This is a genomic window from Bacteroides sp. BFG-606 (genome assembly GCF_024788145.1).
GTDB classification, from domain to species: Bacteria; Bacteroidota; Bacteroidia; order Bacteroidales; family Bacteroidaceae; genus Bacteroides; species Bacteroides vicugnae.
In genome coordinates this window covers 6,545,441-6,568,582 of record NZ_JANUIL010000001.1, presented here as the reverse complement: position 1 = coordinate 6,568,582, position 23,142 = coordinate 6,545,441, and the positions used below count along the sequence as shown (strand labels likewise).

The 23,142-nt window shown below is 40.1% G+C and carries 16 protein-coding genes, 1 tRNA gene and 2 pseudogenes; 13 read left to right on the top strand and 6 right to left on the bottom strand.

What is annotated here, in order from left to right; all coding sequences use genetic code 11:
- Window positions 1–350: 350 nt before the first annotated feature.
- Window positions 351–1,244 (bottom strand): MlaD family protein, encoded by an 894-nt coding sequence (locus NXV01_RS25565; RefSeq protein WP_074638127.1) that lies wholly within the window; start codon window positions 1,242–1,244, stop codon window positions 351–353.
- A 9-nt stretch (window positions 1,245–1,253) separates the two neighbouring features.
- On the bottom strand, window positions 1,254–2,513 hold the full coding sequence (locus NXV01_RS25560; protein ID WP_148365217.1) for an N-acetylmuramoyl-L-alanine amidase: 1,260 nt from the start codon (window positions 2,511–2,513) through the stop codon (window positions 1,254–1,256).
- Window positions 2,514–2,594: 81 nt separating this feature from the next.
- Here NXV01_RS25560 and NXV01_RS25555 point away from each other — a divergent pair, with 81 nt between their 5' ends.
- The 5 genes from NXV01_RS25555 to NXV01_RS25535 all read left to right on the top strand — a co-directional run bounded on the left by NXV01_RS25555 (window position 2,595) and on the right by NXV01_RS25535 (window position 7,039).
- Window positions 2,595–3,548: a bile acid:sodium symporter family protein gene (locus NXV01_RS25555; protein ID WP_259023406.1), complete on the top strand. Its 954-nt coding sequence runs from the start codon at window positions 2,595–2,597 to the stop codon at window positions 3,546–3,548.
- Between the two features lie 18 nt (window positions 3,549–3,566).
- Entirely contained in the window at window positions 3,567–4,049 is a 483-nt protein-coding gene (locus NXV01_RS25550; RefSeq protein ID WP_148365215.1) for a GNAT family N-acetyltransferase, read from the top strand.
- Window positions 4,050–4,337: 288 nt separating this feature from the next.
- A complete protein-coding gene (locus NXV01_RS25545; RefSeq protein ID WP_148365214.1) occupies window positions 4,338–5,441 on the top strand; it encodes a YhcG family protein in 1,104 nt (367 codons plus the stop codon).
- Window positions 5,442–5,720: 279 nt separating this feature from the next.
- Complete coding sequence (locus NXV01_RS25540; protein WP_195649188.1) at window positions 5,721–6,707, top strand: hypothetical protein; 987 nt, start codon at window positions 5,721–5,723, stop codon at window positions 6,705–6,707.
- Between the two features lie 131 nt (window positions 6,708–6,838).
- A complete protein-coding gene (locus NXV01_RS25535) occupies window positions 6,839–7,039 on the top strand; it encodes a hypothetical protein (protein WP_195649130.1) in 201 nt (66 codons plus the stop codon).
- 230 nt (window positions 7,040–7,269) lie between these two features.
- Here NXV01_RS25535 and NXV01_RS25530 read toward each other — a convergent pair whose 3' ends face one another.
- A complete protein-coding gene (locus NXV01_RS25530) occupies window positions 7,270–7,878 on the bottom strand; it encodes an HU family DNA-binding protein (protein ID WP_004306640.1) in 609 nt (202 codons plus the stop codon).
- A gap of 398 nt (window positions 7,879–8,276) precedes the next feature.
- Between NXV01_RS25530 and NXV01_RS25525 the strand changes: the two genes are divergently transcribed.
- Window positions 8,277–10,361, top strand: a complete 2,085-nt coding sequence (locus NXV01_RS25525; protein ID WP_234132443.1) for a BT4734/BF3469 family protein — start codon at window positions 8,277–8,279, stop codon at window positions 10,359–10,361.
- Between the two features lie 132 nt (window positions 10,362–10,493).
- Here the strand turns inward: NXV01_RS25525 and NXV01_RS25520 are convergent, their stop codons facing one another.
- A complete protein-coding gene (locus tag NXV01_RS25520) occupies window positions 10,494–11,660 on the bottom strand; it encodes a DUF1343 domain-containing protein (protein WP_259023404.1) in 1,167 nt (388 codons plus the stop codon).
- Between the two features lie 70 nt (window positions 11,661–11,730).
- On the opposite strand from NXV01_RS25520, the gene NXV01_RS25515 reads away from it, so the two are divergent.
- A complete protein-coding gene (locus NXV01_RS25515) occupies window positions 11,731–12,285 on the top strand; it encodes an HDIG domain-containing metalloprotein (RefSeq protein WP_259023403.1) in 555 nt (184 codons plus the stop codon).
- Between the two features lie 72 nt (window positions 12,286–12,357).
- On the top strand, window positions 12,358–15,075 hold the full coding sequence (locus tag NXV01_RS25510) for a putative LPS assembly protein LptD (RefSeq protein WP_259023402.1): 2,718 nt from the start codon (window positions 12,358–12,360) through the stop codon (window positions 15,073–15,075).
- A 145-nt stretch (window positions 15,076–15,220) separates the two neighbouring features.
- Here NXV01_RS25510 and ung read toward each other — a convergent pair whose 3' ends face one another.
- Window positions 15,221–15,883 (bottom strand): uracil-DNA glycosylase, encoded by a 663-nt coding sequence (gene ung / locus NXV01_RS25505; RefSeq protein ID WP_074638686.1) that lies wholly within the window; start codon window positions 15,881–15,883, stop codon window positions 15,221–15,223.
- A 6-nt stretch (window positions 15,884–15,889) separates the two neighbouring features.
- Window positions 15,890–16,928 (bottom strand): annotated as a pseudogene (gene asnA / locus NXV01_RS25500) (aspartate--ammonia ligase).
- A gap of 221 nt (window positions 16,929–17,149) precedes the next feature.
- Between asnA and NXV01_RS25495 the strand changes: the two are divergent.
- The 5 genes and pseudogenes from NXV01_RS25495 (at window position 17,150) to NXV01_RS25470 (ending at window position 23,139) form a co-directional block, all read left to right on the top strand.
- Window positions 17,150–17,222: transfer RNA gene (locus NXV01_RS25495), tRNA-Arg, on the top strand.
- Between the two features lie 141 nt (window positions 17,223–17,363).
- Window positions 17,364–18,659: a site-specific integrase gene (locus tag NXV01_RS25490; RefSeq protein ID WP_259023401.1), complete on the top strand. Its 1,296-nt coding sequence runs from the start codon at window positions 17,364–17,366 to the stop codon at window positions 18,657–18,659.
- Between the two features lie 256 nt (window positions 18,660–18,915).
- Window positions 18,916–21,017, top strand: a pseudogene (locus NXV01_RS25480) (DEAD/DEAH box helicase).
- 53 nt (window positions 21,018–21,070) lie between these two features.
- Window positions 21,071–22,624, top strand: a complete 1,554-nt coding sequence (locus tag NXV01_RS25475; protein WP_259023398.1) for a hypothetical protein — start codon at window positions 21,071–21,073, stop codon at window positions 22,622–22,624.
- Between the two features lie 245 nt (window positions 22,625–22,869).
- The gene (locus tag NXV01_RS25470; protein WP_259023397.1) at window positions 22,870–23,139 is read left to right on the top strand and encodes a hypothetical protein; all 270 of its coding nucleotides are present in this window, start codon (window positions 22,870–22,872) and stop codon (window positions 23,137–23,139) included.
- The last annotated feature ends 3 nt before the right edge of the window (window positions 23,140–23,142 follow it).

Genomic DNA, 23,142 nt, shown 5'->3' with positions numbered 1-23,142 from the left:
AGTAACTTTTAATACATTTATTAATTAAGCAAAACTTCTACGTTTGCAAAATTGGGAATCTTATTCGGAAAAAACAAATCTATTTTTTCTTGTTTTTTTCATGCGAACAATAATGTGTTTACTTTCAATGACTTATGTATTTGTTGTCGGACACAGTCTGCTTACCCTCTCTTGCAATTTTATAAGTATTTGTATATTAATGTTTTACGTGCTTGAAATTAGCAATTTTCTCATCTTTGTACGTTTGTACGGGAATATTATTTCGGTTTATAGATAGACATTTGAAGAGCAATCTACTTTCTTTTGAAAGCTCCTTGTTATTTAGATAAAATCTATATAACAAGAATTTGCTACTTATCTTTCTTGCCGAATAATGAGAAGTGAACGTATCGTTTCGGATGCTCTTTCAGGTCCTCTAATAAGCTGGCTGCATTTTCTGTTGTAGCGTTCAGATTATTGTATAAAGTCGGGTCGTTGAAGAGCAGACCGAGCGTGTTATCTTTGCTGTTTAATTTTTCTGTAAGTATTTTTACGTTAGCCAGTGTTTCGTCTATTTTTTTGAAAGTGGCTGCATAATCTATCTCTTTCAAATTTCCGCTGATGACCACAAAGTTGTCTCCGATGGTATTCAGTTTACTTGTGAGTTGGGGAATATCGTTGCTCATTAGTCCTTTCACCTGTGAACTGACTACTGCCAGGTTGGCGGTTGTTTTTTCTATTGAGTGCAGTGTAGCAGGAATGCTCTTGTCACCTAAGATATTGTTCAGGGAGATGAGGATAGAGTCCAGCTTAGGCAGCATCTCTTCCACTTTCGGTATCAGTTGTGCTGCGCTTTCCATCATTCCGTTGTTTAGTGTGCCGGGAATGGTATCTCCTATGGCATATTTTTCACGTGGGTTGTTTGCCAGGAGAATATTCATACGTACGCCTCCCATAAGTTCGGATACGAGTTCGGCGGTACTTCCTTTAGGAATTCGCAGCTCGGTGTCCAGTTCTACTTCAACAATCACATTTCCGGGTTTGACATAATCATAATAGATGTCACGTACAATACCTACACGGACACCGTCGGCAAATACCGGGCTTGATTTAGTGAGTCCGTTTACGTTTTCAAATTTGGCATAGAAATAGCTGGAAGGCTGAAACATGTGTATACCTTTCAGCCAGTTGATTCCATATATAAGCACACATAGTGCAACGATACCTGCAATACCTATTCTGACTTCTTTTGTAATGTACTTCATTTTATCTTTTTATTTATTTTTTCTTTTCTTGAATTCGGCAATCGCTTCATTGATGTTCATTTTCTCTCCATTTCGGAAAGCGATGATGAAGGCATCCTTGAATTGTGCCGTAATGGTGCGCTTCGTACGCAACACCTTGTTGTAATCGGCGGAGGATCCATACGTGTATTTGTATATTCCCCCTTCCTTATAATAATCTACGTCTTTCAGTCCTTTCAGCCGTTTGTCGTTTTTGGCGAGAGGCTTGGAAGAAGTGAGTATCTGTATCTTGAACGTAATTTCACTGTCATTGGTTGCGCTTTCTGCTACAATTGGGCGCTTCGGTGCTGTTTTTGCTGTTGCGGCAGGTTTGGTTTTTGCTTCGGCTAGTAATTCTTGCTGTTGAGGAGCTGTGTTTACGCTTTCAGTATCCTTTTGGGCAATTTTCGGGGCGTTGTCTTCTTCCTGCTCGGTTGGGATAATCGTTTTGCTGACTCCCGTAAGGCGTAACTCATGTTCTCGTTTGTAATTCAGGAAAGCCCGGTAAATACCTTTGGCCATACTTCCGGCCCCTTCTTCGGAATTCAGATAGCGTTCTTCTTCCGGAGTAGAAATAAATCCCAATTCTATTAGAATGCTTGGCATCGCACTTGCTTTTAAGACGAGGAATCCTGCTTGATGCACTCCCCGGTCTGCCCGTTTACAGGTTTGGCGGAACTGTTTTTGCATCAGCGAGGCCAAGTGTACGCTCTGTTCCATATATTTGTCCTGCATGAACTCAAATATAATATATGATTCGGCAGAGTTCGGATTGAAACCGGCATATCTTGTTTTATAATCACTTTCGTAGAGGATAACGGAGTTCTCCCGCTTGGCAACTTCCAGGTTAGCGTCTGATTTGGCCAAACCTAGCGTCCAGGTTGAAGCCCCTTTGGCTGTACGGTTGTTTGCCAGTGCGTTGGTGTGAATGGAAATAAAGAGATCCGCCTTTGCGTTGTTTGCAATTTCTGCCCGCCGGTCCAAAGGAATAAATACATCTTTGCTACGGGTGTAGATCACTTTGACGTCGTCGCAGTTTCTCTTGATTAGATTTCCCACTTTCAGGGCAACGTTCAGATTGATGTTTTTCTCTTTCGAGATTTTGCCTATAGCACCAGGGTCATGTCCACCATGTCCGGCATCGATAACTACTACGAAATCTTTCCCCCATAAGTGGTTGGTACATGAGGGTAGAAAAAGTAGCCAGAGGCAAATGAATATGTATAATATGTACGGTCTATTCAGTTTCATATCTATAATACGGTGCAAATGTAGTAGAAATTTGTAGAAAACTCATGATTTGCCATTAAGTTTTGTGTTTTTTTCGGTTTAATGATAGCTTTTTTCCCGAAATCTCCGTTACTTTGTGCTTCGAAGTTAAAATGTACGACGATGCTTAAGTTTTTGAAGAATTGGACGTTACCTATTGCTATGCTGGTAGGTGCTGCAGGTTATCCGCTGTTTATCAGTCTTTCTTTTCTGACTCCCTATCTTATTTTTACAATGTTGCTATTGACCTTCTGCAAGGTATCTCCTCGTGATTTGAAGCCTAAACCTCTCCATATGTGGTTGTTGTTGATTCAGATTGGCGGGGCGTTGGCTGCTTATCTTTTGCTTTATCGCTTTGATAAAATAGTAGCAGAGGGAGTGATGGTTTGTATAATTTGTCCGACGGCTACAGCTGCTGCGGTGATTACTTCCAAGTTGGGAGGGAGTGCAGCCAGTCTGACCACTTATACATTGATAGCAAATATTGGAGCGGCTATTGCTGTGCCTATTCTATTTCCTTTGGTGGAGGTGCATCCTGATGTCACTTTTTGGGAAGCGTTTCTTGTTATTTTGGGTAAGGTGTTTCCGTTGTTGATTTGTCCTTTTTTGGCTGCCTGGTTGTTGAGCAAGTGTTTGCCGAAAGTACATCAGAAGTTATTGGGTTATCATGAACTTGCTTTTTATTTGTGGGCTGTATCTTTAGCTATCGTAACTGCGCAAACATTGTATTCCTTGCTCAATGACCCGGCGGATGGTTTTACGGAAATCATGATTGCTGTCGGTGCACTGATTGCCTGTTGTTTGCAGTTCTTTTTGGGGAAGACAATCGGCTCGATTTATAATGACCGTATCAGTGGTGGGCAAGCACTTGGGCAAAAGAATACAATTCTGGCTATTTGGATGGCGCATACTTATTTGAATCCATTGTCTTCTGTGGCTCCCGGTTCGTATGTGTTATGGCAGAATATAATCAATTCGTGGCAGTTGTGGAAAAAGAGAAAGAAAGAGATAAAATAGTGAATAATTAGGGATTATATGATTACTATAAGGGTAGCTTTAAATACGGATATAGAGGAAATTCAGTCTCTATATCGAAACACAGTGTTAGTGATAAACAGGCGTGACTATTCACAGGCAGAGGTTGAAGATTGGGCATCGTGCGGAGATGATCTTTCTAAAATAGAGGATATGATAAAGACTCACTATTTTATTGTAGCTGTTAATCAACGGTCACAAATCGTTGGTTTTTCATCTATTACGTCTCAAGGCTATTTACATTCTATGTTTGTTCACAAGGATTTTCAAGGTAAGGGTATTGCCACGATGCTTTTGGAAGAAATAGAACGGTATGCAATTACAGCCGGCATTGTGCGGATTACATCCGAAGTGAGTTTAACAGCTCGTCCTTTCTTTGAAAAAAAAGGTTATGTAGTAGAGGGAGAACAAAAGCGCAAAGCGAATCAGCTTTCTCTTACTAATTTTAGAATGGCAAGGGAGGTGGCTAAAATTAAGTTATGATGGTCGTATTCCTGCTTGTGGTGTCTTTTGTGGGGGGGGCCATATATACGAGGGAAAAAAGACTTTGCAGAGGAGTCGAGCTAAATAGTTCTCGCTGTGAAAAATGCAAAACATTTATAATAAAAAGATTACAGGTTGAGTTTAGTACGTTCCTTTGTTTATATATCCAAAACGGACTAAACTTCTTTGTCCTGACAGCAAGATAGGTGCTGGTGAAAAGAAAAAATACCTTTGTTTTCTTTTCGCTAGCATTATTTTTGTACTTTTGTCGCATATAACAAAGCGCAAATGGGTATAAATCAGAATTATAGAGAAGCAGTAAAGACCATAAAAGAAGCTATCCTACGCAGCCAGTACCGTGCAGCCGCATCGGTGAACAAGGAACAGCTATCTCTTTATTACGGCATCGGACGTTACGTGTCGGAAAATTCTCGTACAGGCTTCTGGGGGAAAGGTGCGATTGAACAAATATCTTCTCTGTTGCAAAAAGAATTGCCGGGGCTAAGGGGATTTTCAGCAACAAGCATAAGAAATATGCGTATTTTTTATGAGGAGTGGGATAAGGTTTTAAATCATCCGCCGTTGGCTGATGATTTGGTGTTGAATGAAAAATTGCTTCTTGTAGAAATTCATCAGCCACTGGCTGATGAATTTAACTGGTCAGACTTCCTTTCAATCGGCTTTAGTCATCATACCGAAATAATATCCAAAGCTAAGACTTTGGAAGCAAGGCTGTTTTATATACATGAGTGCGCCACTCGCTATTGGAGTAAGTACACTTTAAGGGATTACTTAAAAGCAGACCTGTACAGCCATCGGGGAACTTTGCCTAACAATTTCGCACAAACATTGCCTGATACTAAGCAAGCTTTAAAAGCTGTTTGTTCATTTAAAGATGAATACTTGCTTGATTTCATCAATGTGGAGGAACTGAATGAGCAAGAAGAGGATTTGGACGAAAAGATAGTGGAAAAGGCAATTGTCGCCAATGTGAAGAAGTTCATCATGACCTTTGGGCAAGATTTCAGTTTTATAGGCAATCAATATCGCATGGAGGTTGCAGGTGAAGAAATGTTCATTGATTTGCTCTTTTTCAATCGGGAGCTTAATTCCCTGGTCGCGGTCGAACTTAAATCCGGAAAATTCCGTACATCTTATTTGGGGCAGTTGAATACTTATCTATCCGCCTTAGATACATATATCAGAAAGCCGCATGAAAATCCCTCTATAGGAATAATTCTTTGCAGGGAAATGAATCAAACCTTTGTAGAGTTTGCAGTTCGTGATTATAACAAACCGATGGGAGTTGCTACATACCGTGCGTCCAAGGATATGCCGGAGCGACTTCGTAACGCTCTGCCGGACATTGAGGATTTGAAAAAGCTATTGTAAGGAAAAAGTCTTATTTATTTTTTGGGCAGGTAATTGCCTTTTGTTACTTTTGCACACGAAGCCCACCACTAAACGAATTTCTTCGTTTTTTTGTTATTATTTTGTTACCCACTGTTAGTAATAGGTGGGCTTTTATTTTGATAATCAGGTTTGTATGCTATTATATATAATGTGGAAGAATATTATTAATTCGTGGCAGTTGTGGAAAAAGAGAAAGAAAGAGACTGAGATTTCTGCATAATACTAAAAAAACTGGGATTGAAATTAAGGGCAAATGTGATGGAGCAAAAGATATTTGAAATAGAAGACTTAAAAGAACTGGAAGAATTTTTGCAATCCCAATCAGAAATAGAACAGTTGCGCGAACGCTTGTTTGCCAAGTTTCTGAAATATGCGGATTATAAAAATGCCGGAGAATGGAATAAAGCCGTTCGTCTTTGCGAGAGCCTGGCTATTATCGGCTGGGGAAATCACGAACCTGTCGAAGCATTGAGAGGGCAATTCTTTAATGGAAACCCCGCGACTTGTTTTCAAAATAAATTTGGAGAAACTCGTTTTGTCGATGCCATTTGGTCGAAAAGAGTCAACGGTTTTACTATGGAGCAGGGAAGAACAAGCTATTGTTCGAGTCCTGACGACCCGAATCAAAAGCAATCTGTGTCTTGGAAATATGAGATAAAGGAAGATATACAAGATATAAGACTTGAAAGCCAGCGAAACTGGATTCCTAAAAATCCGGTTTGGATAAGGAGGACAATTGATAACTGTTATGAAAACTCCAAAGCAGTAATCGAGAGTGTTGATAAAGAATTGAAACCGGAGTTGGATAGAAGGATGCGCCCAGAGATGTACGGACGTACTATTAATCGAATTATAATTAATTGTTCGTATAGCTATTATGATCATGACCATTGTAAAACAAACTATATCATTGCTGATGAAAAGTTGAAATTGAAACAAAAAGATTTCTATCGGACATTGCTCACTATGTTTACCAGGCAAGAAATAGAGAAGAATGGATATTATCTTCGCAATCGTTTTGAATTTGGACCATTCAGGGCAGATACCGGGAAAATTAGAATCGGACTATGCCTTGAGAAAGAATTCAGTGAATTGAGTCATGCCAAACAGAAATCGAAGCTAAGCGAATATATTCTGCTTGCTCTGAACCATGTTACCAACAAGCTGAAAAAGAAGAAGCTGGATTATGACTTTGACTTGATGCTTGAAGATTTTAATTCAATACTGGCTGAGTGGAAAGCATGAAAGATATTATAGAGTTATTATGCTTTGATGATATTATAATAACATGGAAGTAATCTTTTGTGTCAGTTATATTTTAGAATTGGTTTTGTTATCTTTGCGCCGAAATATTGTAACATACAAGAAAACAAAACATGAAAAATAAAGCTGTTGTAGTCGTTGTTTTCTGCAAGAAAAATATGACGAACAAGGTCGGTCAATTGACGAGCGACCGGGATTTGAAATACTCTATAAAGATTTTCAGGACTACGAATATGATGCGAATGGCAACTGGATTGAAACAAAGAATTTCAAAGATTATGTTGATTCAGGCACAGGACTCGGGCATATACTGAAACCTTATGTGGAGCGTGTCTTTACTTATTACGAAGAATAAAAACTTTAAATAGTTAGAGTTAAGGATTACCCCTAGAGTAGAAAACAACTATCATAACTCTCATTCTTTTTGCTAATATAGTTATTATCTGATGAATAAGAATGATAGATGTTTCTGAAATTTTGTATCTATCATATTTTCTTCATGAAATATGGGTATCTATCATTCTTATTCCACTGTTTTTGCTGTTTAATCTTTCATGGCATTAACCCGCACATAAATTTTATGACTGCCGCTTCCAATGGTGTCAAGTACTCCTTCCTTCACCCATCCGTTCAATTCATTCAGTGCTTTGTTCTTTAGTAGTCCCGTTAGTTGCGTATACTCTTTGCGTCGTATCATCGGTCGTTCATCCAGAAATTTCTCCAGCCTGCGCCGGCGTTCTTCCACCGGAACTTCGGCGGAATGTGCAAATCCCGACTTCGCTTTTTCCACAAATCCGCGAACCTTCTTTCGGAAAGAAGATGATGGACGAAAATTTACATTATCGAAATAAATGGACTGTGCATGTATCTCTTTGGCATCCATCACCGGGCGTGCTTTTAACTTGGCTGAAAAATATCCAAGGTTCCCCAACTGGACGTGGTGTCCGCTGACTAAATATTCGGATATTTTATTTTCAATAGCTAGCTGAACTCCTTCAATGTCTGCCGGTGTAAAACTGGAAGCTTGAGCGATCTCTTTTACAATTTGTTGAAAGTCGATGGTTCCGTTCGATACGATGCGGGGATATAACGGCTGTTCGTCTTCGTCTTCTTTCGAAGACGGCTTTTTGCGAAAATCATACTTTGCGTACATGTCTTTTCTATTATGGGTTAATGTAGCTAAAATGCCTTTTGAAAGGCATTTTAAATCTTGTTTTGCAGCAAGATAACCTACAATTGCAGCTTGGATAATCAACTTGAATCAGTCGCTTTTCTTAGGCACACATTCGTGGGCTGTAGAGCCCACAGATGTAAACTGTACAGCCCGCATAGGTGGGCTGTACGGCACACTTATGCGGGCTGAAGTCTTACTGCCTGCAAAGATACATTATCCTGCCTTTATTCGCAAATTTAGTAAGCATTATTTCTATAAAATAAAGTCGTGTGGCGTGGCAAATAAAAGCGGTGAAATTTGTTTGGGCGAAGAGCATGTTGTATCTTTGTATGGCTGTAGTGCAGCTTTCCTTTTACTGGAAATAATAATAAAAAAAGATGAGAATAACATTAGTCAGAGACGATGGCAAGGTAAAAACCTTACGGACGTTGAAAATGGAGCTCCTTTTGGAGCAGATGAAAACGGAAGTCAAGGCGCAGCCCGTCTCAAAGATGAGGGAAATATTGCGGTATACTCTTCCGGGAAATTCGATTGAAGAGGTGCGTAAAGTTCCCAAAGTGATGCCTGCCGCAGCTTTTGTCCGTAAAGAAGGGGTAATGACCCTGAATGAATATAACGGCATAGTGATGATGGAGGTCAATGATCTTTCGGGAAGAGCGGAAGCAGACGAAATAAAGGAACTGGTCAAAGAGTTTCCGCAAACATACCTTGCTTTCACCGGCTCTTCTGGCAAATCAGTAAAGATATGGGTACGGTTCACCTATCCGGACGACTGCTTGCCGACTTTACGTGAGCAAGCGGAACTTTTTCACGCGCATGCTTATCAGACGGCTGTGAAATATTATCAGCCACAACTTCCTTTTGATATCGAACTGAAAGAACCGTCGCTCGAGCAATATTGTCGGTTGACATACGATCCCGGACTTTATTTCAATCCGAAAGCAATGCCTATTTATATGAAGCAGCCCGTCGGTCTTCCGTCCGAAGCGACTTTTATCAAACGAACGCGAGAAACCGATTCTCCTTTGCAGCGAATGGCACCCGGATATGAAAATTATGAAGCATTATCAGTACTTTTCTCCGCTGCATTCAACAGGGCGCTCGAAGAACTGAACGGATATCGGGAGGGAGACGATCTGCAACCGTTACTGGTGTGTTTGGCAGAGCATTGTTTTCGGGCAGGTATTCCCGAAGAAGATACTGTGCGGTGGACAAGGGCGCATTATCGGCTCCCCTCGGATGAGTTGCTGATTCGCGAAACTGTGAAAAGTGTCTATCGTTCCGCAAAGGGATTCGGCAAGAAGAGTAGTCTGACGACCGAACAGCTCTTCGCCATGCAGATGGACGAGTTTATGAAGCGTCGTTATGAATTTCGATACAATACGTTGACCACGGAAGTGGAATATCGCGAACGAAATAGTTTTAATTTCTATTTTCGTCCGGTAGACAAGCGGGTGCTGGCGAGTATCACGATGAATGCCATGTATGAAGGGGTGAAAATGTGGGATAGGGACGTAATCCGCTATTTGGATTCCGATCATGTGCCTGTTTATCAGCCGGTGGAGGCTTTTTTGTATCATCTGCCTCACTGGGATGGTAAAGACCGGATTTTGGAACTGGCTAACCGCGTTCCCTGTGATAATCCGCATTGGGCGCCGTTGTTCCGTCGGTGGTTTTTGAATATGGTTGCCCATTGGAGGGGAATGGATAAGAAACACGCCAACAGTACGTCACCTTTGCTGATTGGCCCGCAGGCATATCGGAAATCGACTTTTTGCAGAATGCTTCTTCCTCCTGCTTTACAGGCGTACTATACGGATAGCATTGATTTCAGTCGGAAGCGGGACGCGGAGTTGTATCTGAATCGCTTTCTACTTATTAATATGGATGAATTCGACCAGATTAGTCCTAGCCAGCAGGCTTTTCTGAAACATATTCTGCAAAAACCGGTGGTGAACACACGTCGTCCGAATGCTTCGGCGGTGGAAGAGCTTCGCCGGTATGCATCGTTCATTGCTACGAGCAATCATCGGGATCTGTTGACGGATACTTCCGGTAGTCGTCGTTTCATCGGTATTTATATGACGGGAGCTATAGATGTGTCGCGTCCTATTGATTATGAACAGCTTTATGCACAGGCGTTGGAGCTGCTTTATCATAATGAACGTTATTGGTTTGATTCCGAAGAAGAGGCTATCATGACGGAAAACAACCGGGAGTTTGAACAATCACCTGCTATCGAACAATTATTTATGGTTTATTATCGCGGGGCGGAAGAAGAGGAGGAAGGAGAATGGCTGCTGGCTATCGACATTCTGCGGCGGATTCAGAAAGCGAGTAAGATGACATTTTCTGCCAGGCAGGCTTCTTATTTCGGGCGTATCTTGCAGCGGCTCGGAGTGAAATCTAAACGGAAAACGTATGGTACGTATTATCATGTTATACCTTTGGAGGTAGAATAATCAAGTATGATAGATACCTCGTTTTTGATGGTCTAAGTATGATAGATACCGGAAATAATAGTTGTCTATCATACTTATTCTTTTAATTATAAGTGGTTTATAAAAATGAATGAGAGTATGATACTAGTTTTTTTACTTATAGAGAAGATATTTTTTTCTAATCTCTTTGTAATCCTGTAATTCTTTTTGCCAACTATTCCGGATAGCCTCTTCCGATTCCCCTTTGAGGATAGCCTTGCGTACGCTGTCAGTTCCCATCAGCAAATCAAACCATCGGGCACGGGAGAAGAAGGCTGCGTTTTCACCGGATAAGCGATAAAAGTTCAAGAAGTAGCGAAGCGTAAATCCATTCACATCGGTTACATTCCGGAGATCTTCCCCATAACAGGTGATACCTTTGTGCATTGGATTTTTGTCAAAACCGGGTAAGGAGCGGGGAGTAAAAGTGAAACTTCCGTATTTCTTATTAGGTGCGCCCAATACCTGGAAAGGAAAAGTTGTTCCTCGTCCCACGCTGATACGGGTGGCTTCAAAAGGACAGAGTGAGGCGTACAATCGGATAGACTGGTCGTTCGGGAGGTTGGGTGACGGTTTGATGGGAGGTGAATAAGGTTCTCCATGTTTCCACCCGATCATTGGAATTACCTTTAATGAACAAGGATTTTTCTTGTTGGCAATCCATCCTTCTCCGTTTATCATCTGTGCCAGTTCGCCGATAGTACATCCGTGAAGTACAGGAATGGGAAGCATGCCGACAAAGCTCCGGTAGGCAGGTTTGAGTATCGGACCATCCACATAGTCGCACGGATTAGGGCGATCCAGTACAATCATTTCTTTCTTGTTCTCTGCGCAAGCTTCCATCACGTAATACATCGTGCTTATATAGGTATAAAAGCGTGCTCCTACATCCTGAATGTCGAATAAGATCACGTCAACATCTTTTAGTTGGGTGGCAGACGGCTTTTTGTTATCACCATAAAGCGATACGATAGGAATACCGGTGCGGGAATCTTTTCCGTCTTTCACCGTTTCACCCGCATCTGCATTACCTCGGAAACCATGTTCGGGGGCAAATACTTTGACGATTTGAACATTTCTTTTTAATAAGACGTCGAGAAGATGAGTTTGCTTTGCCCCTACAACGGAAGTGTGGTTGACTACCATTCCGACGCGTTTTCCTTTCAACAACGGTAGGTATTGATCCATCTGTTCTGCTCCCGTGACAATTTGACTGTTTACACGCATTGGAAACAGCATAATGAACAGAAATATAAGAATGAAGAAAACTCTAGTTTGCATATCGGTGATTTTTTTTGTAATATTGCACAAAAATATTAATTTCTCGTCAAGAGAGCAAAAAATAAAGCACATGAATCCATACGAAATCATTGATAAATATTATCCGGAGAATACGCAGCAGAGACAAATATTAGTAATACACAGTTTGGCAGTGTCCGGAAAAGCAATGAAAATGCTGGATGCTCATCCCGAGCTACGTTTGAACCGGAGCTTTGTGAAAGAAGCTGCTCTGTTGCATGATATTGGTATTTTTCAGACCGATGCTCCAACCATTCAGTGTTTTGGTCCCAATCCTTATATCGCTCACGGATATTTGGGAGCAGAAATCTTGCGGGCGGAAGGTTTCCCCCAACACGCATTGGTGTGTGAACGTCATACGGGAGCCGGACTTTCATTGGAAGATATCATTGCCCAGCAACTTCCCGTTCCTCATCGTGAGATGTTACCCGTCACTTTGGAAGAACAATTAATTTGTTTTGCGGATAAATTCTTTTCTAAAACCCATCTGGATGAAGAGAAAACAGTGGAGAAAGCCCGGCAAAGTATTGCAAAATATGGTGAAGAGGGTCTAAGTCGCTTTGATAGATGGTGTTCTCTCTTTTTTATAGCACTAAAAAATAATTAAATAACGAAGATTCTGACTCATATTTGATGAAGTTTGCGTACTTTTGCCACTTCAAGCGTAAACTATTAGTTAATGGCGCCATTGAAAGCAAAAATACTTATATCATTCATACTGCTGATTGTCTTACTGATGCTTCCCGATGAGGCTACGTCTCAGCGTCGAAGAAGAGGAATGATTGCCTCCAATACCGCACAAACGGATTCCCTTCAGGGAAATGATTCGTTGAGAGCAGATACGGTAACGGTACGCATTGATTCCATCGCACCGGTAAAGAAGAAACAACCACTCGATGCACCGGTTGTTTATGAATCCAACGACTCCACTGTCTTTACTTTGGGAGGAGCTGCTACACTTTATGGTAGCGGAAAAGTTAATTATCAGAACATCGAACTCGCTGCGGAAGTTATTTCGATGAATCTGGATAGTAGTACTGTGCATGCATACGGTATCAAGGATACTACCGGAGTGGAAAAAGGTAAACCGGTATTTAAAGAAGGAGATACCTCCTATGATACGGAAACCATCCGATATAATTTCAAAACCAAGAAAGCGGGAATTACCGATATCGTCACCCAGCAGGGAGAAGGATATGTGACCGGAAGCAAGGCGAAGAAAGGAGCTAATGATGAAATTTTCATGGAGCATGGGCGTTATACAACCTGCGATCATCATGACCATCCTCACTTCTATATGCAGTTGACGAGAGCTAAAGTGCGTCCTAAAAAGAATGTGGTGACAGGACCTGCCTATCTGGTAGTGGAAGATGTGCCTTTGCCGTTGGCCGTACCGTTCTTTTTCTTCCCATTCTCCAGCAGTTATTCTTCCGGTTTCATTATGCCGACTTATATGGACGACTCCAGTCGTGGTTTCGGTCTGGCAGAAGGAGGATATTATTTTGCCATCAGTGATATTATGGACTTGAAGATGACGGGTGATATCTTCACGAAAGGCTCATGGAGATTATCCGGATTGACAAATTATAATAAACGCTATAAATATTCCGGTACGCTGCAAGCGGACTATCAGGTCACTAAGACGGGAGATAAGGGTATGCCGGACTATACAGTTGCTAAGGACTTTAAGGTAGTATGGAATCATCGCCAGGATGCTAAAGCCAGTCCGAACAGCACATTCTCCGCTAGTGTAAACTTCTCAACCAGTAGTTACGAACGTTCCAATATCAACAACCTTTATAATTCGCAGTTGTTGACTCAAAATACCAAAACATCAAGTATCAGTTATTCTCGTAGTTTCCCTGATATCGGTCTGACCTTATCCGGAACCACCAATATCGCACAGACGATGCGTGACTCTTCGGTTGCAGTCACTTTGCCTGACTTGAATATTACATTAAGCCGTCTGTTTCCGTTCAAACGCAAGAAGGCGGCAGGAGCTGAACGCTGGTACGAAAAGATTTCCATTAGTTATACGGGACGTCTGACAAACAGTATCCGTACAAATGATAATCATCTGTTTAAAGCCGGAATAAGTTCATGGGAAAATGCGATGAATCATAACATTCCTATCAGTGCTACTTTTACGTTATTCAAATATTTGCAGGTTTCTCCTTCGGTCAATTATACAGAGCGTTGGTATACTCGTAAGATCAATCAGCAATATAATGAGGTCGATCATAAGTTGGAGGCATTGCCGGGTGATACCCTGAACGGTTTCTACCGGGTATCCAATTACTCGGCAAGTTTGAGCTTGAGTACGAAAGTGTATGGTATGTACAAACCTCTTTTTGCTAAAAAGAAAGAGATACAGATTCGTCATGTAGTTACGCCGCAAGTAAGTCTTAGCGGTGCTCCGGGATTCAGCAAGTATTGGGAAGAGTATACCGATTATAATGGCAATACGCAATATTATTCTCCTTTCACCGGTCAACCTTATGGTGTACCTTCGCGGGAAGGATCGGGAACAGTCAGCTTCTCTATTTCTAATAACTTAGAGATGAAGTACTACGATGCAAAGAAAGATACACTTAAAAAGGTTAGTCTGATTGATGAATTGGGAGCAAGTATGTCTTATAATATGGCTGCCAAAGAGAGGCCTTGGAGTGATTTAAGCATGAACCTACGTTTGAAACTGACTAAGAATTATACGTTCAACATGAACGCATCGTTCGCTACGTATGCTTATACATTCGATAAAAGTGGTAATGTAGTAACCAGTAACCGTACAGAATGGTCGTATGGTCGTTTTGGACGTTTCCAGGGATATGGTTCTTCTTTCAATTATACCTTCAATAATGACACATGGAAGAAATGGTTCGGTCCGAAAGAGGGGGATGAAAAAGGGAAAGATAAGAATAAGTCGGAGGATAGCGATGATGAGGAATCCGATGGAATGGAAGGAGATGGCACTACGCCTAAGAAAGTAGAGAAAGCACAGGCTGACCCGGATGGTTATCAGGTATTTAAGATGCCTTGGTCATTGAGTCTTAGCTATTCGTTTAATATCCGTGAAGACAGATCGAAGCCTATCAACCGTTATTCCATGCGATATCCTTATACGTATACGCATAATATCAATGCAAACGGAAATATAAAGATTTCTAATAACTGGTCGCTCTCGTTCAACTCGGGCTATGATTTTCAAGCTAAAGAGATTACCCAGACTTCTTGTACAATATCCCGTGACTTGCACTGTTTCAACTTGTCCGCCAGTCTTTCTCCTTTCGGACGTTGGAAATATTACAATGTAACAATTCGTGCGAATGCAAGTATTCTGCAAGACTTGAAGTATGAGCAGAGAAGTCAGACGCAAAGTAACGTTCAGTGGTACTAGGATAAATTGAGAGTTGAGAATTGAGAATTAAAAAATAAGAATAAAGTGCAGGGTATTAAATTCGGGTGCTTTAATGAGATTGAAAAAGGGACTGTCTGGCAAGTTGAAGACAGTCCCTTTTTTATGTTTGAGCCTCAATGTTTATTTACCAATTGATTTCCGTTTCTCCGTGTGCTTTCAGATAATCGTTTGTACGGCTGAAATGTTTGTTTCCAAAGAAGCCGTTGTAAGCAGAAAGAGGAGAGGGATGGGCGGAAGTGAGTACCAGGTGTTTGTTACGGTCGATAAACGCTCCTTTCTTTTGAGCGTATGATCCCCACAGGATAAATACCAGATTTTCTTTTTCTTCTGCCAAAGCACGGATTGCAGCATCAGTAAATGTTTCCCAGCCACGGTTCTGGTGTGAACCAGCTTGGTGAGCACGTACGGTCAGCGTAGCGTTGAGCAACAATACTCCCTGTTCTGCCCAGCGAGTCAGATTTCCCGTAGCAGGGGCATCAGTGCCAATGTCGGCTTTAATTTCTTTAAATATGTTCACTAATGAAGGAGGGAAAGGCACCCCGTCGTTTACAGAGAAACAAAGGCCATGTGCTTGTCCCGGTCCATGATAGGGATCCTGCCCTATAATCACAACTTTCACTTTATCAAAAGGACAAAGGTTGAAAGCATTGAAGATCAGTTTTCCCGGAGGGAAAATCTGATACTGGCTATATTCGCTTTTGACGAAATCGGTCAGCGTGCGAAAGTAGTCTTTGTCGAATTCTGGTTCTAAATGAGCTTTCCAGCTTTCTTCAATCTGTACGTTCATAGTCTATTATATAAGGTGTATATCAAGTTCTTCACATTCTTTGCGCATATCTTCGGGCCAGATACTGGCTTGTATTTCTCCGATGTGAGCTTTGCGAAGGTAGAACATACACAGGCGGGACTGTCCGATACCTCCTCCGATAGATAGAGGGAGAGTGTCATTCATCAATCGCTTGTGAAAATAAAGTTCCAGCCTTTTTTTCTTCTTTTTCTTCTTTCAACTGACGTTGCAAAGCTTCTTTATCTACACGGATTCCCATGGATGACAATTCGATGGAGCGTTGCAGTACATCGTCCCACAGTAAAAGGTCACCATTCAGTCCGGGCAGATCGTTCAGTCCTTTGGTGGTGTAGTCATCGTAGTCTGGTGCACGTCCGTCGTGCTTCTTGCCATCACCAAGTTGACAGCCTATTCCTATGATAAACACAGCTCCGTATTTCTGACAGATGGCGTGCTCGCGGCATTTAGGTTCCAGGTTCGGATAAAGCTGGCGCAATTCCTCTGAATGAATGAAATGTAGCTTTTGTGGCAGGCAAGGTTTGATTTGCGGATACATTTCATATACCATATATTCTGTGCGGATCATAGCCGCATAAATACGGTTGACGATTTCCTTTAGGAAGTTCACAGTCCGGTCTTCATTGGTGATGACACGTTCCCAGTCCCATTGGTCTACGTAGAGAGAATGCAGGTTGCCCAGTTCTTCGTCCGATCGGATTGCATTCATATCCGTATAAATACCATATCCCGGTTCAATGTGATAGTCAGCTAAGGTCAACCTTTTCCATTTAGCCAATGAATGAACCACTTCGGCTTGCGCATCGCCCAGATCTTTGATTGGGAAAGAAACAGGTCGTTCTATTCCGTTCAAATCATCATTGATACCCATTCCTTTCAATACGAAAAGAGGGGCAGTCACACGTCTAAGGCGCAGTTCGGATGACAAGTTTAATTGGAAGAACTCTTTTATTTGCTTGATTCCCAGCTCGGTCTGTTTGAGGTCGAGTAGCGGCTTATAGTTCTTAGGTTTTATCAAGTAACTCATAGGTTTGTTAAATGTTAATTGTCGGCAAAGATAGGAATAAAATTGATATATGTAATGGGTATTGTCTAAAAGATTGTCAATTTGATAAAGTAAATGCTCTAAAGCATTTCAAAATAACAGTCTCCTAATATAGGGAAGTACCTTAAGAACTATAAAAAAAGGAGAATCATTAGGAAGATGAGAAGATTTTTTATACTTTTGTCCTCGCATTTAGAAAGAATGGCCCCGTAGCTTAGTGAATAGAGCGTCAGATTCCGGTTCTGAAGGTCGTGCGTTTGAATCGCACCGGGGTCACAGAAAAATCCCTTGATAATCAGTTGATTATTGAGGGATTACTGTTTTCTTATACCTTGGATAATTAGAACTAGATGCAGGATTTAGCCCTTGTAATTGATTTTTGTTGGTCTATTGTTGTTCCCAATAATTCAATATAACATGCTGACTATCAAAGCAGAAGTCTTAAAATCTAAGCAAAAAGTTGATAAAACCTATAACGTAAAGATTAGGCTAACCTACAACAGAGAGGTTAAGAGGTTGGCTACTCATATCTTTGTAAGAGCAGAAGACCTGACTAAGGACTTCAAGTTAAAGAACCCTAAGTATATCAAGGAAGCTGACAGATTGGTCAGATACTATGAAGACTTATGTATGGGGCTTCCATTGGAGGCTTCCAATTTAACCTTAAGTGATGTACTTGATTATATCCAGAAAGAGAAGGAGAAGAATACTCCTATTGACTTTATCCAGTTCTGCAAAGACTGGTTAACAACTACAGAGGTCAAAGGTAAGAGGAATTATCAAACTACCCTTAATACCTTCATTGCCTTCTTAGGAAAGGATAAACTGAATACCAACCAAGTTACCAAGTTGTTAATGATGGAGTTCATGGAATACCTTCACAAGAAAAGGGCTAAACAAGTAGCAGAACTTCAGAAAAAAGGAAAGAGAATACCCTCTAACAGAATGGTATCACTGTATACTAGTAGCATCAGACATCTATTCAATGAAGCTAAGAAGAAGTATAATGATTATGACAGGAATCTCATTAGGATACCTAACTCACCTTTTGAGAACTTGGTGATACCAAAGCAGGAAGCAACTAGGAAGAGAGCATTATCAGCAGAGTTAATTAAGAAGATATGGGAGTTACCCTATATCATTAATGCTAATGGCAGGGAAAGGTTATGCCCTTTTAACCTAGCTAAAGATTGCTTTATCCTTTCTTTCTGTCTTATAGGAATGAACTCTGCTGACTTGTATAACTGTAGTGAACTGGAAGATGGTTCAATTACCTATTACAGGACTAAGACCACAGACAGGAGACTTGACAAGGCTAAGATGAAGGTAGATGTTCTTCCTATCCTGTTACCTTTAATGAAGAAGTATGAAGACTACACCCAGAAGAAGGTGTTTTGCTTCTATCACCTCTATTCTACTTTCAAGAACTTCAACAGAGCCATCAATCTTGGGTTAAAGCAAATTGGCAAAATACTGAAAGTGGATGATTTGGAATACTATGCTGCAAGGCACTCATGGGCTACATTAGCTGTTAATAAAGTAGGTATAGATAAGTATACAGTTCATGCTGCCTTAAATCATATTGATGAGGCTATGAAAGTCACTGACATCTATATTGAAAGAGACTTCAAGATAGAGAATGAAGCTAACAAGAAGGTGGTTGAATATGTGTTTGGTAATTATAGTGAGCTGCCTAGTCCAGAAGTGAAGTAAGTTTAACATAAAAGAGCCTCTGTAGTTGATTGAATTATGGAGGTTCTTTAGTATATTTGTCTCACTTACTATCTATAATTAACATTAAACAAAGTGAGACATGAGCATGAAAGACAAGTAACCAAAGGAGGTGACAGAACTAGACAATAGTGATGAGCTAGTTAAAACTGACGATAAGGCTAATCAATCAGAAGCTATAATCCTAGTAGATGTTACCCCTGCACCTAAAAAGGAACCTAAAGAAGATCAGCCTTCAATAGTTGAAAGTCAACCGGAAGAAGTAGTACTAAATACCTATGGTGACTTGCATGATACACCTGTAGAATATAGGGAATTGTTATCCTCTACAGAAGTAAGCGAAGTTAAAAGCATACCTCAAGATACAGTATAACCAGCTTGGATAACTTACTGTTTGGCAGAGCACCAGAAGTAATAAGAGAAGAGGTTGGTGACTCCTTCTGGAATCTGGCTGACTTCATAGCTAAGATGCCTCATGGTATAGTCGATAAAAAGATACCCGGCATTGGAGCTACTACCCTTGAGATAAACTCAAAGAGAAACTCAATCATAGTCTTTCCTACTAAGGCTCTGGCTTATGGTAAGCACTCCAAGCATCCTAATACATTATATGTAGGAAGTGAAATCAAAGGAGAAAGCAAGAAGATCACCAACCAACAGATTGAAGAATACCTGACTAAAGATGGATATAAGAAATTATTAGTAGTAGCAGACAGCCTAGGTAGGCTATTAAGCATCATAGGAGAAAAGAACTACAAAGACTATTTCCTCATGGTTGATGAGATTGATGTTCTCCAGACTGACAATAACTTCAGACCCCAACTGGAGAATGTGATTGACTACTATTTCAGCTTCCCTGTAAAGAACAGATGTATGGTAACAGCTACCATGAAGGAGTTCAGTAATCCACGCTTAAAGGGTGAATGTAGATTTCCTATAACATGGCAATATAACACCCGTAGAGATGTGACTTTATTACATACAAATAATATCACACAAGTTATTATTGAAGAGGTGATCTCTCACCCAAAAGGGAAAGTACTTATTGCCTATAATTCCATACTCCAAATAAGAAATGTTATATCAGGACTGGATGAAGAGACTCGAAAGGAATGTGCAATATTATGTAGTGAGGCGTCTATAAAGGAAGCAGGAGAATACTTTGCACCTAAGCTAGGCGAGAATGATACCTTACCTGCTAGAATTAACTTTGCTACCTGTTGCTACTTCACAGGTATAGACATAAAGGATAAATACCATTTAATCACGGTGTCAGATGTAAGAAGAAACCACTCTATGTTGACGACAGACAGGATGACACAGATACATGGTAGATGTAGAACAGAGAATGGAGTACTAAGTGAAACTATCATATATAACACCGTAGGGTATGTATTAATAATGGAAAGCATGGAAAGTTACTCTGCCGCCCTTATAAATAAAGCCAAAAAAGTAATCAAAGTGCTAGAGTCAGCAGATGACATAGCACAAGGTGATTATACACTAACTGACCTGTTCTCAATAGTTAAAGAAGCCATAAGAGAGAAGGCACAAGAAAGAATTGCAGGGAATGAGCTAATCAATTTGACTAGAAAGGATGTATTTGGAAAGGATGTACCTGCCTACCTCAACATAGACTACATCATTGAAAGAACCGAATTGTATGCCTCATACTTTATGCCTGAAACACTGAAAGAAGTGCTAAGTAAACAGGTTAATATCATTAGCTATAACTCCCTCACTTATGATGTCTCTCCGGAGCAAAACAGCATAGAAAAGATTAATAAGGATGCACAGGAGAAATTAACAGACAGTTATATTCAAGAAGCCATAAATAACATCAAAGTATTATCAACCACAGGGCAGCTAAATGATAATATCATAAGCCATGAGATTAGGCATAGCAGAAGCAAGGTGAAGATATTCTATGAGAGATTTAGTAGGTTATACAAGTATGTTGACCTTGATAGCCTGCTGCATCAACTATGGGAGATTAGAACAAGTAACAGTGTAGCTTTCAAGAACCTTAATAATGCAGTCATATACTGGGCACTAGATGAAGACCACCCATTCAAGGTTGTTATAAAAAGAGGCTTTACCCTTAATAGAAGTTATTCAGCAAATGAGATACAAGAGATATTAATTCCTATAGTCCAGTATCATCTACATAAGGTACTGAAACCTAGAAAGTATGTAGCTTTATTGAAAAGTATATATGCCACAGACAGGACATCTAGGAACAAGTATATTATCAGAGAAGAGAATCCAAGAGGCTTTAGAGAGCATACTGGCAGGATAGCTGCCAAGGAGAATGATTTGTTAAATTTATTTATTTTATAAATTTCCCATCATAATGGAAATAATTCTTATATTTGTAGACTTATATAAATGTTATGGATAATCTATTTAGTTTTAGTATATTAAGTGGCATAAGAGTTTCTCCTAGAAGAAGAGCCAGTGTTGCCTTTATGGCTCTTGCAGGTAAAGGGCACAGAAGAAATATAGTATTACCTGTAGGTTTTGACCTTGATACTCATCTGACCCAGTATCCTCCAGAGGAATATGGATTTAAATCCAGTTTAAGATTCACTAGGGACAAAATATACTACTTTCTTGCTTTACTGGCTACTATACCTGCAAGGAATAAAGACTTAATAGATGAAGATGGTTGGGTTCCTATCACTATCGGTTATATCAAAGATAATATTAGAGATATTATTGCTTATAAGGATTACTTAGTTAGTACTGGTATTCTTGAATGTTATCCCCAATATATACCCGGAGTAAAATCTAGACAGTATAGATGGAATGAACTATATATTCAGTCAGGTTTTCATATTTGTAATGTAATCTGTAGTCATGAGGAAGATGCTTACTTTATTCAAGAAGAGAATGATGAAAAGCTTATTGAGCTACCTTACTTATATCATTGGTATGAAGAGAAAAGATTATCTATTAACCCTATAGTGAATCAGTATTCAGATGGCATTTTGCAATATAAGATGGAAGACAAAGAGAGGTGGAATAAGAACAAGAATACTAATAAGCTAAAACATCCCCTTGTGCAGTATATGGCAGCTCTAATAAACATAAATAAAATGGAGAACCATAGATATGAAGTACATATAGACAGCACAGTCCATAGACTACATTCTGTAATCACCAATATTGAAAAGGACTATAGGAATTTCCTCACATATAATGAACAAGAACTAGTCAGCATTGATATAAGTAATAGCCAGCCTTACTTAGCCTGTGTATTACTTAAACCTGAATTCTGGAGTATAAGAAATGAACTCTCATTAAGTCTATATTCATTGCCAGAGGACATTCAGAGAACCATTACTACTGTTGCTATACCTTTGAAAGTAGAAAAATTCTTCCAAACATGCAGTGAAGAAGACTTTGAACAGTACCTTGATATAGCTTCTAGTGGCAAAATGTATGAAACAGTAGCAGAAGTATGTCAACATAGCCTACAGAAGTCCATTAGCAGAGAAGAGGCTAAAGTGCTCATGTTTTACTTATTCTTTTCCAATAATCAAGGGCAGAGTGATGATACAACAATTAATCAAATGAAGAAGATATTCAGTACAGAGTTATTCCCCAAAGTAGCAGAACTGTTCAAGATTATCAAGCATAGATATAAGGATGTTACTATTGATAAACAGCATAATAGATTAGCCTGCCTATTGCAATCAATAGAGAGTGAAATCATTCTCCACAGATGTTGTAAGAGGATATGGGAAGAGGGTAATCATCAAGTTCCAGTGTTTACTATCCATGACTCCATTGCTACAACAGTTGAACATGTAGAATGGGTGAAAAGTATCATGCAAGAGGAACTAACTAATGCAATAGGAGTATCACCAAGCTTAACTGTTGAACATTGGAACTTAAGTAAAGTGAAGCATCCTAATATACTTCAAAGAGTAGTACAAAAGTAATCATAAAAGTGAAGAAATACTCAATACCCCCTTGTTTTCACACCAGAAGGCAAGGGGATCATTGTATCTTACATATATAAATAATGACTGTTTTTACTGTCCTTGCCTACCATATAGCTTAATTTTTTTTTTTGATTTTTTTCTTCAACTTGACTTCCATGAGTGCACCTTAAGTCACTTAAACACCCTCCCCTTACCTTAAGAGTGGGATATTCCCCCTCTGCAACAATGATAAAATAACAATTATGGAAAAGCTAAAATTCTTAGAGACAATGACAGTCAATGAGTTCAAGGCTCAAAAGGGGGTTAACAAGATTGAAGTAAAACAGAACCCTCACACAGGTAAGTGCTTCTTTGCCTATGGCTGTGAAACTGGTGCAGTAAGTGACAAGTTCCTTAATGGAGAAGTAACCAATCCTGTAATCTCTCAAGTATGTTCACCAGATACAGGTGATATGTTCTATATGTTGCACCAAAGAGGTGAAGGTGGAGCTATGACGCTAGCTACCCTATGACAG

Coding starts and splice junctions, on each gene's coding strand:
- NXV01_RS25545 (WP_148365214.1), top strand. CDS start 4,338: ATGGGTATAAATCAGAATTATAGAGAAGCAGTAAAGACCATAAAAGAA.
- NXV01_RS25490 (WP_259023401.1), top strand. CDS start 17,364: ATGCTGACTATCAAAGCAGAAGTCTTAAAATCTAAGCAAAAAGTTGAT.
- NXV01_RS25555 (WP_259023406.1), top strand. CDS start 2,595: ATGATAGCTTTTTTCCCGAAATCTCCGTTACTTTGTGCTTCGAAGTTA.
- NXV01_RS25520 (WP_259023404.1), bottom strand. CDS start 11,660: ATGCAAACTAGAGTTTTCTTCATTCTTATATTTCTGTTCATTATGCTG.
- NXV01_RS25510 (WP_259023402.1), top strand. CDS start 12,358: ATGGCGCCATTGAAAGCAAAAATACTTATATCATTCATACTGCTGATT.
- NXV01_RS25470 (WP_259023397.1), top strand. CDS start 22,870: ATGGAAAAGCTAAAATTCTTAGAGACAATGACAGTCAATGAGTTCAAG.
- NXV01_RS25550 (WP_148365215.1), top strand. CDS start 3,567: ATGATTACTATAAGGGTAGCTTTAAATACGGATATAGAGGAAATTCAG.
- NXV01_RS25525 (WP_234132443.1), top strand. CDS start 8,277: ATGAGAATAACATTAGTCAGAGACGATGGCAAGGTAAAAACCTTACGG.
- NXV01_RS25515 (WP_259023403.1), top strand. CDS start 11,731: ATGAATCCATACGAAATCATTGATAAATATTATCCGGAGAATACGCAG.
- ung (WP_074638686.1), bottom strand. CDS start 15,883: ATGAACGTACAGATTGAAGAAAGCTGGAAAGCTCATTTAGAACCAGAA.
- NXV01_RS25565 (WP_074638127.1), bottom strand. CDS start 1,244: ATGAAGTACATTACAAAAGAAGTCAGAATAGGTATTGCAGGTATCGTT.
- NXV01_RS25535 (WP_195649130.1), top strand. CDS start 6,839: ATGAAAAATAAAGCTGTTGTAGTCGTTGTTTTCTGCAAGAAAAATATG.
- NXV01_RS25560 (WP_148365217.1), bottom strand. CDS start 2,513: ATGAAACTGAATAGACCGTACATATTATACATATTCATTTGCCTCTGG.
- NXV01_RS25540 (WP_195649188.1), top strand. CDS start 5,721: ATGGAGCAAAAGATATTTGAAATAGAAGACTTAAAAGAACTGGAAGAA.
- NXV01_RS25530 (WP_004306640.1), bottom strand. CDS start 7,878: ATGTACGCAAAGTATGATTTTCGCAAAAAGCCGTCTTCGAAAGAAGAC.
- NXV01_RS25475 (WP_259023398.1), top strand. CDS start 21,071: ATGGATAATCTATTTAGTTTTAGTATATTAAGTGGCATAAGAGTTTCT.